13 protein-coding genes are annotated in these 13,593 nt (G+C 59.6%); 7 read left to right on the forward strand and 6 right to left on the reverse strand.

All coding sequences use genetic code 11. From position 1 onward, the window contains the following. Positions 1 to 4 precede the first annotated feature (4 nt). The 4 genes from AC2FIP_RS13595 to AC2FIP_RS13610 all read left to right on the forward strand — a co-directional run bounded on the left by AC2FIP_RS13595 (position 5) and on the right by AC2FIP_RS13610 (position 2,982). Positions 5 to 697, forward strand: a complete 693-nt coding sequence (locus AC2FIP_RS13595) for a helix-turn-helix transcriptional regulator (protein WP_496703342.1) — start codon at positions 5 to 7, stop codon at positions 695 to 697. 117 nt (positions 698 to 814) lie between these two features. Continuing rightward, entirely contained in the window at positions 815 to 1,486 is a 672-nt protein-coding gene (locus AC2FIP_RS13600) for a YiaD family glycine zipper/OmpA-like lipoprotein (RefSeq protein WP_142637036.1), read from the forward strand. A gap of 115 nt (positions 1,487 to 1,601) precedes the next feature. Continuing rightward, positions 1,602 to 2,144: an NADPH-dependent FMN reductase gene (locus tag AC2FIP_RS13605; RefSeq protein ID WP_496786842.1), complete on the forward strand. Its 543-nt coding sequence runs from the start codon at positions 1,602 to 1,604 to the stop codon at positions 2,142 to 2,144. Positions 2,145 to 2,193: 49 nt separating this feature from the next. Then, positions 2,194 to 2,982: an HTD2 family dehydratase gene (locus AC2FIP_RS13610; RefSeq protein WP_496786844.1), complete on the forward strand. Its 789-nt coding sequence runs from the start codon at positions 2,194 to 2,196 to the stop codon at positions 2,980 to 2,982. On the opposite strand, the gene AC2FIP_RS13615 is transcribed toward AC2FIP_RS13610, so the two are convergent. Together AC2FIP_RS13615 and AC2FIP_RS13620 are read right to left on the reverse strand one after the other, a co-directional pair. After that, positions 2,974 to 3,453 (reverse strand): GNAT family N-acetyltransferase, encoded by a 480-nt coding sequence (locus AC2FIP_RS13615; RefSeq protein WP_496786845.1) that lies wholly within the window; start codon positions 3,451 to 3,453, stop codon positions 2,974 to 2,976. The genes AC2FIP_RS13610 and AC2FIP_RS13615 overlap by 9 nt on opposite strands. Further along, positions 3,450 to 4,490: an NAD(P)/FAD-dependent oxidoreductase gene (locus tag AC2FIP_RS13620; RefSeq protein ID WP_496786846.1), complete on the reverse strand. Its 1,041-nt coding sequence runs from the start codon at positions 4,488 to 4,490 to the stop codon at positions 3,450 to 3,452. Before AC2FIP_RS13620 ends, AC2FIP_RS13615 begins: the two co-directional genes overlap by 4 nt. Before the next feature lie 49 nt (positions 4,491 to 4,539). Between AC2FIP_RS13620 and mnmC2 the strand changes: the two genes are divergently transcribed. Both mnmC2 and AC2FIP_RS13630 read left to right on the forward strand, forming a co-directional pair. After that, positions 4,540 to 5,205, forward strand: a complete 666-nt coding sequence (gene mnmC2 / locus AC2FIP_RS13625; protein WP_496786847.1) for a tRNA (5-methylaminomethyl-2-thiouridine)(34)-methyltransferase MnmC2 — start codon at positions 4,540 to 4,542, stop codon at positions 5,203 to 5,205. Next, entirely contained in the window at positions 5,202 to 6,071 is an 870-nt protein-coding gene (locus AC2FIP_RS13630; protein ID WP_281973084.1) for a DMT family transporter, read from the forward strand. The genes mnmC2 and AC2FIP_RS13630 overlap by 4 nt, the downstream gene beginning before the upstream one ends. Here AC2FIP_RS13630 and AC2FIP_RS13635 read toward each other — a convergent pair. After that, positions 6,045 to 8,009, reverse strand: a complete 1,965-nt coding sequence (locus AC2FIP_RS13635; protein ID WP_496786849.1) for a lytic transglycosylase domain-containing protein — start codon at positions 8,007 to 8,009, stop codon at positions 6,045 to 6,047. The genes AC2FIP_RS13630 and AC2FIP_RS13635 overlap by 27 nt on opposite strands. 133 nt (positions 8,010 to 8,142) lie before the next feature. Here AC2FIP_RS13635 and dapA point away from each other — a divergent pair, with 133 nt between their 5' ends. After that, positions 8,143 to 9,015 (forward strand): 4-hydroxy-tetrahydrodipicolinate synthase, encoded by an 873-nt coding sequence (gene dapA, locus AC2FIP_RS13640; protein ID WP_496750408.1) that lies wholly within the window; start codon positions 8,143 to 8,145, stop codon positions 9,013 to 9,015. Positions 9,016 to 9,114: 99 nt separating this feature from the next. Here dapA and AC2FIP_RS13645 read toward each other — a convergent pair whose 3' ends face one another. Genes AC2FIP_RS13645 through AC2FIP_RS13655 form a run of 3 tightly spaced genes read right to left on the reverse strand, consistent with a single transcriptional unit; the run spans position 9,115 to position 13,546 of the window. After that, positions 9,115 to 9,987 (reverse strand): dimethyl sulfoxide reductase anchor subunit family protein, encoded by an 873-nt coding sequence (locus AC2FIP_RS13645; protein WP_496706771.1) that lies wholly within the window; start codon positions 9,985 to 9,987, stop codon positions 9,115 to 9,117. Then, positions 9,987 to 10,736 carry a 4Fe-4S dicluster domain-containing protein gene (locus AC2FIP_RS13650; protein ID WP_496786850.1) on the reverse strand — a complete coding sequence of 250 codons (750 nt, stop codon included), beginning with the start codon at positions 10,734 to 10,736 and terminating at the stop codon, positions 9,987 to 9,989. The genes AC2FIP_RS13645 and AC2FIP_RS13650 overlap by 1 nt, the downstream gene beginning before the upstream one ends. Next, positions 10,733 to 13,546, reverse strand: a complete 2,814-nt coding sequence (locus tag AC2FIP_RS13655; RefSeq protein ID WP_496786851.1) for a molybdopterin oxidoreductase family protein — start codon at positions 13,544 to 13,546, stop codon at positions 10,733 to 10,735. Before AC2FIP_RS13655 ends, AC2FIP_RS13650 begins: the two co-directional genes overlap by 4 nt. Positions 13,547 to 13,593 lie beyond the last annotated feature (47 nt).

Below are 13,593 nucleotides of genomic sequence, written 5' to 3' on the forward strand. Positions count from 1 at the left end.
TGCCATGCGCCGTTCGTCCCGCCTGTTTGAAATCATCCAGATTCTGCGTGCTGCCAACGCTCCGGTTACGGCTGAGATGCTGGCGCAAAAGCTCGAAGTCTCGGTGCGCACGGTGTATCGCGACATCGCGGCACTGCAGGCCCAACGCACACCGATCGAGGGCGAAGCCGGCGTCGGGTATCTGATGCGGCGAGGCTATGACTTGCCACCGCTGAATTTCGACGCTGAAGAGGTCGAGGCGCTTTGGGTCGGTCTGTCAATGCTGGCACGGACCGGCGACAGTACCCTGCAGGAGGCCGCCAAACGCATATGCCGGAAAATAGAAGGCCTGCGCGCAAGTCCCGACTGGTTGCAGGTCGCGCCTTGGGGGGCTCCGGTTGATGATCCGGCCAAGGGCTGTATCCCGGTCGTGAATTACCGCGAAGCCATCCGGGACGAGCGCAAGCTTCGCCTCACATATGTCAGCTCGCAAGACGTTCGCTCCGAACGGGTCGTCCGTCCGGTTGCCCTGATCTATCACATCGAGTGCACGATGCTGGTTGCGTGGTGCGAATTGCGCAACGGTTTTCGCCATTTTCGGACCGATCGCGTCTGGGCCTGCGAAATGGTTGACGATCATTTCTGCGGCCAAGGGCAGCCGCTGCGGGAGATCTGGCAGGAGCAGAACCAATGGGGTTCCCCTGCCGAGGCCCATTGAACGGCGGGTATTCGCCGATATCACCTGATTGTTGCTTGAGCCTGCGGGGGGGCAGCGCGATATACTGTGCCAAATAATGGGACCCGGCAAACGGGCCTCTGAGCAGAAGGTGATATCATGACGATTTCCAAGCTTGTTGTTTCTGCTGGGCTTTGCTCGGCCTTGTTCTTGGCGGGCTGCACCGACCCCGGAACGCTGAACTTGCCCTCGGACCCCAACCAAAATACCAAACAGGGTGCGCTTTTGGGTGGGTTGGTTGGTGCCGGTGTCGGGGCCATTGCGAACGACTCGGATCCGCTTCTGGGTGCGCTGGCTGGTGGTGCAATCGGTGCAGCAGGTGGCGGCCTTATCGGCAATCAACTGGACCGCCAGGCGGCTGAGTTGCGCCAGCAGCTGGCAAATGACGGCATCACAATCGTCAACGCGGGCGACCGCCTGATTGTTACCGTCCCCAACGACATCACCTTTGACACCGACAGCTCGACCGTGCGGCCTGCATTGCGTTCTGATTTGGTCCGGGTGGGTCAGAATTTGGTGAGATATCCCAACTCGGCCGTTCAGGTCATTGGCCATACGGACAGTGATGGCGAAGCCTCTTATAATCAGGCCCTATCTGAGCGTCGGGCTAGGTCCGTGGCGGATGTTCTGCAAGCCAATGGTGTGAACGGGGCCCGTATCAGCACCATCGGATTGGGTGAGAACCGACCTGCGGCCTCGAATCTCACACCCGAAGGGAAGGCGCGGAATCGTCGGGTTGATATCGAAATCATCCCCAACGGCAACACCTGATGTGACCGGGCACCGTCTAGGTGCCCGTTATTGCACATTGACTGCGCGTCAACTGGGCTTTGGCTGGCGGTGATCAGGGGCTACCTTCTGGAAAACGCCTGAACGGAGACCTTTTATGTCCGAACCGATCCTTCTGAGCCTGTCAGGTTCACTGCGCCAAAATGCTACCAACCGAAAACTGCTTCGCGAGGCGGCGCGGCTGTTTGAGCCGGGCACTCATATCGAGGCCGATCTGAACTTGCCATTATATGACGGTGATCTTGAAGAAGGCGAAGGGGTTCCCGAGACCGTCCAGATTTTGGCGGATCAGATTGCCCGTTCGGATGCGGTCATCATTTCGACTCCGGAATATAATAAAGCGCCGTCAGGTGTGTTGAAGAATGCGCTGGACTGGGTCAGCCGCACCAAGGACAAGCCTTGGGCAGGCAAGCCGGTTGCGGTGATGTCTGCCGCTGCGGGTCGTGCCGGCGGGGAACGTGCACAGATGATACTGCGCAGCTATATGGTTCCGTTCCAGACGCGCATCTTGCAAGGGCCGGAAATTCATCTGGCCGACAGTTCGAACGAATTCGACGCGCAGGGCAAGCTGGTTAACGAACGCTATGAAAACGCCCTTCGGACCTTGATGAAGAACTTGCGGTCAGAGGCCGGTTTCTGAAACTGCCGGTTTGCTTGCCCGTATGGGGCAGGCCGCCTAATCTTGCGCTATGTCGATGGAAATTCAGACAGATGTGATGGACGCAGCCCGTGCTGGCGCGTTGCAGGTGGCGCTTGGGAATCAGGCAACTGTGAGGGGCGGCACTGCGTTGCCGCCGTTCTTTCATCACCTGTATTTCTGGACTCCGCAGCCACCCGGCCAACTTGGGCGCGACGGACATCCCAAGGTCGGGGGCCAGATCTCAGATATGGGCCTGCCCCGCAGAATGTGGGCAGGCGGGCGCTTGGAGTTTTTCGCGCCCCTGATCGCTGGTCAGTTAGCCGAACGGCGATCGCTATGTGAAAGTTCGAGTTCGAAATCAGGACGCACCGGCCCCTTGGGCTTTGTCACGTTGCGCCACGAGGTTTGGCAGGGCGGTGCGCTGCGCCTGACCGAATGGCAGGATCTGGTTTACCGCCAAGACCCCTCGGCAGATACGGTCACCCCTCCCGCACCACTGGCCAGGCAGGATGAAACCGAACATCGCGAGCTGTCCTTCGACAGCACAATGCTGTTTCGCTACTCGGCCCTGACATTTAACGGACACCGTATTCACTATGACATCGACTATGCCCGTGATGTCGAAGGATATGCCGGGCTGGTCGTGCATGGCCCGCTTTTAGCGCAGCACCTGATGTTGTTTGCGGAAGATGTGATGGGCCCATTGGCGCAGTTTTCTATCCGCGCAACCTCGGCATTGATGCATTTCGAAACTGCGAGCCTGTGCCGGAAGGGCAATACCCTGTGGGTGCGTGCGGCAGACGGGCGCCAATGTATGATTGCCGAAGCCTCAGCCTAAATGTTTCTGCATGGTAATCGAGGTCGCCCGGGTGAACCCGGGATGCGCCGTTTCCGCCGTTTTGACAAAGCCCATCCGGGCAAAGGAGGCATGGTTTTCGAACAATTCGACCCGTGTCTTCAGTTCCAGCGTCGCAAAACCTATTTCAACCGCCCGCGCGGATGCCAGATCGACCAGACGCTGTGCCAGCCCCTGACCACGTCGGGTTTCGTCCACAGCCAGTTTGCTCAGATACAGACTGTCCTGTTTGGGTGTCAGAAAGACGACCGCATCCGGGCGATTGCCTATGATCCAAACCTCGTGGTCGCGGGCCTGTTGCCGAAGCGTTTCCTCGGTCAGGCGATGCATTGACGAGGGCGGGTCTATACGCCCCTCCATGAATGCAAAGCTGTGGCGGATCAGGCGTAACACCTGTGGCAATATCGGATCGTCTGGTTGCAGGCGAACTGGGGTGTCGTCGAGGGAGGTCACAAAGAAGCCTCGGGTTGAAAATCTGCGGGGATTTCATCGCGCCCTTCAAGCACCAGTTCGGCCATGACTTCTGCCACTTTGGGCGCCATGCCAAAGCCGATCTTGAACCCTCCATTGGCGATGAATTCTCCGGCGTGCAGCGGATGTGCACCCAGCATCGGCGCACGGCTTTTGCTGCGGGGTCGGATCCCAGCCCAGCGTTCGATCACTTCGGCACCGTGCAGGACCGGAACCGCCCGCGTGGCCCGATCCAGGACATCATCCAGCGCCGCATCGGTGATGGTTGGGTCGTCATAGTCCCGTTCCGAGGTCGATCCGATGGCCAATGTGCCATCCGCATGCGGGACAATGTGAACGGCATCTGCAAACAGCTGGGAAACGTCCCCGGCATCGAACCGCAGCAAAGCCGCCTGTCCCTTGACGCCATTGCCGACCGTTTTGCCAAAGGCGTCGTTCAGTTCTAACAGGCCGGAAAGCCCGGTGGCGTGAATGATCTGCCCTTGATTGGCCGCATCGGTTTTGACCTCAACCCCCATCACCGCCAGCGCCGAAACCAGTGCAGAACATGCCCGCCTTGGGTGCATCCGGGCGCTAAGCGTGTCGTGGATCACAAAGCCAGTGGGGCTGGGAGGGCACCACGACCCGACCTCATCCATTGCAACAACGCGCCATTCGGCCCGCCCCTGCCAAAGCTCTGCGGCGGTGACCGTACGTGCATGGGCCAGATCCAGCGTGCGGCTATCTGCGATGGGCTGCAGCCTACCCAACCGGGCATATCCGGCTGAGACGCCTCCGGTCGCCTCAACCTGTTTCCAGAAAGGTTCGGCCATGATCAGGCTTTCGAATTGAAAAGCTTTCTTGGCATTCCAATTCTCGGGCACATGTGGTGCCAAAGCCCCGACCAAACCGCCGCTGGACCCTGCACCGGGCCCAAAAGGGTCAATGATCTGAACTTTTGCGCCGCGTCTTGCGCAGGCCCAGGCGATCGAAAGGCCAAAAATGCCCGCGCCTCGCACCGTCACATCGACCATTGCCATTCCCCTTTTCCTTGTTCAGTGTCGCGCCGCTTAGCTACAGGATTCCCCGATGGCAGACCAGCGCGCCGAACTGACCTGGAAAGACGGGCAGATACCTGTCTCAGACCGTTTCGACGACCCCTATTTCTCGTTGCAGAACGGGCTGGAGGAGACGCGGCATGTGTTTTTGGCGGGCAATGACCTGCCCGCGCGGTTTGCGCCGGGGTTTCACATTGCCGAGCTTGGCTTTGGCACCGGCCTGAATATGCTGACCGTCTGGGCCGAATGGGAAAAGGCTGGCCAAACGACCCCGCTGACATTCACCAGTTTCGAAGCCTATCCAATGGCGCCAGACGACATGACGCGCGCTCTGGCCGCCTTTCCTGAGTTGTCCCCTTGGGCCGACCGGTTCCTGTCCCAATGGCAGGGCGGTACCTGCGATCTGGGCACCCTGCGGCTTGAGGTTATCGAGGGCGACGCGCGGTCCACCCTGTCCGCATGGTCAGGGCAGGCGGATGCGTGGTTTCTGGATGGGTTTTCGCCTGCCAAAAACCCCGAGCTTTGGGGCGCAGAGCTGATGCAGCAGGTATCCGACCACACGGCGCCCAATGGAACCGCCGCCACCTATACCGCCGCTGGGTTCGTCCGGCGCGGGCTCCAAGACGCGGGGTTCAACGTCACCCGCGCGCCGGGCTATGGGCGCAAGCGTCACATGACGCGGGCGGTCAAGCCATGACCCAACAGAACAACACTCGCGCCGGTATCGCGCTGATGATCGCGGCGACTGTGGTTTTTGCGCTGCAGGACGGTATCTCGCGCCATCTGGCCGGGACGTACAACACCTATATGGTCGTGATGATCCGCTATTGGTTCTTCGCAGCATTTGTCGTCGCTCTGGCGCTGCGTGCGCCCGGCGGTATCGCGGCCACGGCCCGCACCAGCCAGCTTGGGCTGCAGATCCTGCGCGGGGTGCTCTTGGCGGGGGAAATCTGCGTCGCAGTCTATGCCTTCACCATCCTGGGGCTGATCGAAAGCCAAGCCGTATTTATCTGTTACCCCCTGCTGGTGGCGGCGCTCAGCGGACCCGTTCTGGGCGAGAAGGTCGGCTGGCGTCGGTGGTCGGCCATCGGCGTGGGATGTATTGGTGTTCTGATCATTTTGCAGCCCGGGGTGGGAGTGTTCAATCCGTGGGCGGTGATCCCGTTGATCTCGGCCCTGATGTTTGCCGTCTATGGCCTGCTGACCCGCTATGCGGCGCGGCGCGACACTACCGCCACCAGTTTTTTCTGGACCGGCATCGCCGGGGCGGTTGCCATGACGGCCGTGGGCGTGTGGTTTTGGGAGCCTATGCAGGGCGGTGACTGGCTTTGGATGGGCCTGCTCTGCCTGACCGGAGTTCTGGGACACTGGTTGTTGATTAAGTGCTACGAAATGGCCGAGGCCAGCGCCGTTCAGCCCTTTGCCTATTTTCACCTGATGTGGAGCGCCATTCTGGGAATCTCGGTCTTTGGTGAAAGCTTGCGACCCGCGGTTGTTGCAGGGGCCACATTGGTTATTGCCGCCGGATTGTTCACCTTATGGCGCGAACGACGCCAGAGTTGACCCGATCAGTTCCTCGGAAAATGGCACCGGCAACGCCTGCTGCCCCAACCGTGCGCGATACACAGGCAGGCTTTCGGCGACGCGCATGACATAGTTGCGGGTCTCGCTGAAGGGTATGAATTCGATCCAGTCGACGATATCGGCCTCACCCCGGCGCGGGTCGCCATTGCGTTTCATCCACGAGATCGGCCTGCCCGGTCCGGCATTATACCCCGCCGCCATCATCACCACATTGCCGTTGAATTCTGCTGCCAGCTCGGACAGGTAATTCGCCCCCAATTTGGCGTTATATCGCCAGTCCGAAGTCAGTTTTCCGGTTTGGTGGCTGCTTAGAATGCCCATGTTCCGGGCCACAACTTTCGCCGTCGCGGGCATCACCTGCATAAGCCCGCGCGCGCCCGCGCCGCTGATGACAACTGGGTCAAACTCGCTTTCGCGCCGGGCGATTGCTAGCGTCATTTCTTTGGCCATGGGCAGGCCCAGATCTGCCACGGGATGAACCGGGTAATACGCGGCGGGCAGGACAACGCCGGTGGTCGCGGCGCGCTTGGCGATCATCACCGCCAGATGTGGTTCGTTCAGTTCGATGACCAGATCGCCCAGTTGGCTTGCCTGAACGGGGTCGAGCCCCTCAACCAGATGGGTCAGGAACCGCTCGGATAGGTTTGCCTCACCTGCGCGCAACAGCAATAGCCCCGCTTCCAGAACGCTGGAATCGGCAAACTCCGCTTGTTTCCAGTGCGGTGCCCTTCGCGGGTTTGCCAGATCGCTGTCGAAGGGGCGCCCTATCCGTTCGGCGGCAAGAAGCCCGTAGAACGAGGTCTGGTGATCAGCACCCATGGCATAGGCCTCATAAGCCTTTTCCGCATCCCCCTGCGCGGCATAGGCCCGACCTAGCCAATACCCGCCGCGTCCCTTGGAAATCGGTGACTGCACCGCGCCCGAGAAGTTTTGGAAATGCCGCACAGCCGTTGCCGGATCATTCAACCGACGCAGGGCAAGGAATCCGGAAAGCCATTCAAGATCGGCATAAGCATAGCCCATGTCCGGCGTCATATGGTGTCTAGAGGCAATCTTGTATGCGCGGCTCACATCACCGTTGCGCATCTCAAGCCGTGCCAGTCGGCGACGGCCCTCGGCCCATTTGCCTGGCTCGCCCAGAGCATCCGGGCTGGATGACCGCGCCAGCATCAGATCAATCGCGCTGTCATCCAGTTCCTTTTTATCTCGCCAGACAAAGCGGTCAAAGGCAAGCCCTGCCGATCCGGCCACGGATTCGGGAACCGCCCCTACTTTGGCATCAACACCCGGCGCACGTTTTTGCAATGCAATCCGCGCTTCGGCCAGCTTGCGCTGATCGTCATTCACCAATGGCAGCATTTGTCCTGCACTGATCAGATGACCGTCCCACAGAATCCGGTCTAGCCGCGCCGCGTGGTGGGGTTTCAGCAATGTCGCGAAGTTCTCGATATAGTCTTTCTGCAGGCCCGATCCCATCGGCATCGTACGCCAGGCGGTGACGATATCCGCCTGCGCATCACCCTGCCGTCCCTTAGCCTTCAGCGCTACGGCGAAATTCAGCGCCCCTTCCGCCGTTTGCGGGGCAGTGCCGGCGTAGAATTTCAACACCCGGTCCGGGTCAGCCCCGGTAAAGGCGGGTTCGCTTTCGCGCCGTAACCATGCCAGCCCCGGCCAATCCGGCCTGCGGTTCAGAAATACCAGCACATCGCCCGAGCTTCCGAACCCCTCGCGCAGCCAATGCCATACGATGATGTCACGTGACACAGATCCGCGCGGGCCTGCCTCTTGCAGCGCGGCGTTCCAATCGCCCTTGCGCATTTCATACATGCCAGCGCGCAGATCGCCCACCGAGTCGGCTTGGGCCGGCCCGAAGGATGCCAGAATCACCGCTGTCAAAAGCGCCAGAACGCGTGTCATGCCTTGCATTTCCCAACCAACCAAGGATAGAGCCATTTAGGATAAACCTTGCGCCAGCGGGATCAACACACATTGCTAGGAATGTGATTGCCCAAGGCGCAAAAATTGCTAACCGCACAGCAAGGAGCGTGTCATGTTCAAAGGCTCGATGCCAGCCCTCGTTACCCCGTTTTCGAATGGCGAGTTGGATCTGGGCACGCTCAAACGTTTGGTGGAATGGCAAATTCAGGAAGGCTCGACCGGCTTGGTGCCGGTGGGGACCACCGGTGAAAGCCCAACCCTCAGCCATGAAGAACACGAAACGGTGGTGGCAGAAGTTGTCAGTGCCGCAGCCGGTCGTGTCCCGGTGATCGCTGGTGCGGGCTCGAACAACACGGTCGAGGCGATCCGATTCGTTCAATTTGCGCAGCAAGTCGGCGCGAATGCCGCTCTGGTGGTGACCCCGTATTACAACAAGCCGACCCAGAAGGGCCTAATTCAGCATTTCCGCACCCTACATGATTGTGCTGATATTCCGATCATCATCTACAACATTCCAGGCCGTTCCGTCATCGACATGACGCCCCAGACGATGGGTGAGCTGGCCGAATTGCCAAGGATCGTTGGGGTTAAAGACGCAACCGGAGATTTGGGGCGTGTCAGCCAACAGCGCGCCTCTTGCGGGCCTGAGTTTTGCCAACTGTCGGGCGAAGACGCCACGGCGCTGGGTTTCAATGCGCATGGTGGTGTGGGCTGTATCTCGGTCACGGCGAATGTTGCGCCCAAGCTATGTGCCGAATTCCAGCAGGCCACCCTGAAGGGGGATTATGCCAAAGCGCTGACTTATCAGGACCGCCTGATGCCTCTGCATGAGGCAATCTTTATCGAACCCGGTCTGGTCGGGGCCAAATACGCTCTCAGCAAGCTGGGCCTGTGCAGCGAAGAAGTTCGCTCGCCCCTGACCACGCTGGACGACAGCACCAAAACAGCCATCGACGCAGCCATGAACCACGCAGGTCTGCTGTAACCAGGGGTGTTCTTGGCCTGATCCGATCTTCATCTGGCCAAAAATACCTCGGGGGATGAATTGGCCTGTTAGGGCCAAGAAGGGGGCTGGCCCCCTTCTTTACCGTTTGCCGTAATACAGACCCACGACATGCTCGGCCTGCGCAAAGAACAGCCAGCGCGAAACTGCAACGCCTGCCACATGCGACAGCGCAGCCAGAAGAGCGAAGAAGTGGTTGAACGGCAGGATCAGCAGGATGACCGGCAATAGGAAGGCCAGCACAAACGAGATGACCCGCAATTTGTCCGCATGTTTCCTGCCAACCACGTGGACAAATTCGCGCAGAAGATAGTTTGTACCTGTATGTGGAGGCTCAAACGCACGCACTGCCCCGCGCTGCCCCAAACCCGTAGCGGTGCCAAGGTTTGTTCCTGAGTTCGCAAATGCCTTATCCCCTTGCCACCAGTAAAATGTCTGCGCAACGGCAGCGACCACCAACAGAGGGACGGCAAGGCTGACCTGACCGGCCAGAAGCGAGCCACCGGCAAGGCTGAAGCTCAGAAACATAATTGGTGTCAGTTTCATGTTCCAACGTGGGATTGTCTTGAGCTGGGTGTAGATCATTGAGGTGGTGAAAACTGTTGCCAGCGAAAACAACGCGCCAAGGACGCCCAGAACACCCCAACGCTGACCAAAGATGACAGCGCCCAGCGCGTAGAAGCCCATAAGAATCAAGGCGATCACTGCGCACCAACCCTCACGGCTGAGCCAGCTTGACCGCCATTGGGTGAATGCTTTCCACGCACGTTCAGGATGGCCCAGGTGAAAGGTCGAGGCCATCAGCCCACCCACCGACAGGCCAAAGGCCATGGCATAGAATACGAAGGCCACCCACCCGGTGACATCCGGCATCCCAAGGCCCAGAAAAAACAGCAGCCCAAAGCCCAGACCGGACAAGGTGGTGAAGATAATGACGGATGGGGCCGGATGCATCAGAGCTTCTCCAGTGTCTTGTCGAGCCAACCCAGAAAGCCCTTGGGCTCATCGGCTACCGGGGCCAGAAGGGGCGCGAGAATGTCGATCTGGTCCTCGATCTGATCTTTAGGGCGAGGTGGCAGGTATTTGTTGACGGGCTTGGTGCCCATTTCAGGCATCAGATCCATGCCACCACGTTCGGCGACCAATTTGCTGACATCGCTATCTGCGTCGCCCAGATCACCGAAATGGCGGGCTCCGGCGGGGCAGGTCCGCACACAGGATGGCACGCGGTCCACTTCGGGTATGTTCTCGTTATAGATGCGATCCACGCAGAGGGTGCATTTCTTCATCACGCCCTCGGCCATATCCATCTCACGCGCGCCGTAAGGGCAGGACCAGGCGCAAAGCCCGCAGCCGATACAGTCGCTTTCATTGACCAATACGATACCGTCCTCGACCCGCTTATAGCTGGCCCCAGTGGGGCAGACGGTGACGCAGGGCGCGTCCTCGCAATGGAGGCAGGATTTGGGGAAGTGGATCAGCTGGGCGTGACCCTGTTCGGGTTGGACCTCGTAGGAATGTACGCGATTCAGGAAGGTGCCGGACGGGTTGCCGCCATAAGCGTCCTGATCCGACAGGGGCGCCCCGTAGTTTTCGGTGTTCCAGCCTTTGCAGGATATCACACAGGCATGGCAGCCGACACAGGTGTCCAGGTCGATGACCAGACCCATTTTCTTGTCTGTGGATTGGGGGAGCTGGGTCATTTTCCTACCTTCCACGCCAGATCTTTTGGTCCGGTGCCGACCGGTGATTTGATCGGTTTGAATTCGGGCTGGCTTTCTGCATCCGAAGGTGGCGCCGCCTTTTCGATCCTGACCTTCAGGTCGAACCAAGCAGCCTGACCTGTAATCGGATCAGAATTGGCCCAACGCATTCCATCGCCTTTTGACGGCAGCAGTTCGTGGATCAGGTGGTTCAGTAAAAAGCCTTTGGTGGCCTCTGGTGCTTCTTCCTGCAGGGCCCAAGCACCTTTGCGTTTGCCGATGGCATTCCAAGTCCAGACAGTATTTTCATTCAGCGCGGCCATCTCCATGACCGGAACAGTAATTTCCCCGTGCGGAGACGTGACTTTGGCCCAGTCGCCGTCCTGCATCCCGTGTTCGCGCATCAGTTTGGTTGGCACATAAAGCGGGTTGCGCCCGTGTAGCTGGCGCAGCCAGGCGTTTTGGGTGCCCCATGAGTGATACATCGCCATCGGGCGCTGAGTCAGGGCATTGATGGTGAAACCTTCATTGCCCTGCTGATCGGTTTCGTACCAGATCGGCAGCGGATCCATGGTGTCCTTGAGGCGCTGGCGCAGATTTTCCGGCGGTTGCCGGTCCCCGTGGCCTTCGGCGGCCAGCTGGAACTTGCGCATCGGTTCTGAATAGAGCTGGAACAGATAGGGTTGCGGGCTGTCGTAGATTCCCATGCCCACGGCCCAATCCTGATAGGCAGCGTTCCAGGGTTTGTAGTAATCCGCCCCTTCGGGGATATGCGCGACGTAGAAGCCGCCATTTTCGATGTAGCGATTTAGCTGGTCGGGGTTGACCTCGCCACGACCTTCCTTGTCGCCATTTTCGCCTCGAAACCCGGCCAGCGGGCCGATACCGGGCTTTCGCTGATGGTTAACGATATAGTCAGCGTAGTCTTTCCACTTCGGCGTACCGTCTTCGTTGGTAAAGCCTGGCAAGCTCATGCGGTTGGCCAGTTCCACCAGCACCGACTGAAAGCCCCGCACGTCGCGGTCGGGCTCGATCACCGGCCAGCGGATTGCGTCGGCGGCGGCGTCTGCCTCGCAGATCGGGCGGTCGAGCAGCGAGATACAGTCGTGCCGTTCAAGATAGGTGGTGTCGGGCAGGATCAAGTCGGCATAGGCCACCATTTCCGAGGAATAGGCATCGGAATAGATGATGTTTGGGATGACATATTTGCCGTCTTCGGTCTTGGCGGTCAGCATCTCCATCACACCTTTGGTGTTCATGGAGGAGTTCCACGACATATTCGCCATATACATGAACAGCGTGTCGATCTTGTAGGGATCACCGGCGGCGGCGTTTGAGATTACCATATGCATCAGCCCATGGGCTGACATCGGGTTTTCCCATGTGAATGCTTTGTCGATCCGTTGGGGAGTGCCGCAGTCGTCCAGCAACAGGTCTTCGGGCCCGCGGGGGAAGCCTAGATGCGGGCCTTCCAGGGGTCTGCCGGGGCGGCGGTCGCCATGCGGGGTTGGGTGCGCCTCGACTGGCTTGGGATAGGGCGGTTTGAAGCGGAAACCGCCCGGAACTTCGACCGTGCCGAGGATGATTTGCAGCACGTGCAGCGCGCGGCAGGTCTGGAACCCGTTGGCATGGGCCGAGATGCCACGCATGGCGTGGAAGCTAACCGGGCGACCGATCATCTTAGCATGGGTTTCGCCGCGGAAATCGGTCCATTCCTGATCCAGCTCGATCGCCTCGTCAAAGGCGACACGGGCGATTTCCGCCGCGATGGCGCGAATGCGACTGGCTGGGATGCCACAGCGGTCAGCCACGGCCTCAGGGGCGTGCTTGTCGCTTAGGTATTTCTCGGCCATCAGGTGGAAAACCGGGCGATGGGTGACGCCGTCCTTTTCGTAAGTAGCCGACAAGTCCGGGCGCACGCCCGGCTTGTCAAACGCAGTGAGTTCGCCTGTGGCCCGGTCGATCACCAGCGGTTTGCCGTCACTATCGCGCAAGAACAGACCCTTCTCGGGGCCTTCGGATGCGTTCACCAGAACAGGCGCGTTAGTATAGCGGCTGAGGTAATCCAGGTCGATCTTGCCGGCCTTCATCAACACATGGATCAGCGATAGAATGAATAACCCATCGGTGCCGGGGGTGATCCCGACCCAGTCATCGGCCACAGCGTTATAGCCTGATCGGATCGGGTTCACACCGATCACCCGTGCGCCGCGTGCCTTGATCTTGCCGATGCCCATCTTGATCGGGTTGCTGTCGTGGTCTTCGGCCACGCCGAACAGCATGAACAACTTGGTGTGGTCCCAGTCGGGCTGGCCAAACTCCCAAAACGCACCGCCCATCGTATAGATGCCGCCTGCTGCCATGTTGACGGAACAGAACCCGCCATGGGCGGCATAGTTTGGGGTTCCAAAATTCTGTGCCCAGAAGCTGGTGAAGCTTTGGCTTTGGTCGCGTCCGGTAAAGAAGGCCAGCTTGTGCGGTGCGGTTTCGTGCAGCTCGTTCATCCAGCCGACGGCGGTGCTGATTGCCTCGTCCCATTCGATCTCGCGGAACTCGCCCGATCCGCGCGGGCCGACACGGCGCAGCGGTTTGCGTAGGCGCGACGGCGCGTTGACCTGCATAATGCCTGCGCTGCCCTTGGCGCACAGAACGCCTTTGTTCACCGGGTGGTCTCGGTTGCCCTCGATATAGGCGACCTTGCCGTCTTTCATGTGAACGTTGATGCCACAGCGACAGGCGCACATGTAACAGGTGGTCTGCCGGATCTCGTCCGAGACTTTGGGCGAGGTGTCAATCACTGGCTGGTTCATAGGCGCCCCTGTAGTTTGCAGACCGGTATTCCCCCGAGCATTGCCGG

The organism is Ruegeria sp. CDSB114 (assembly GCF_059611025.1).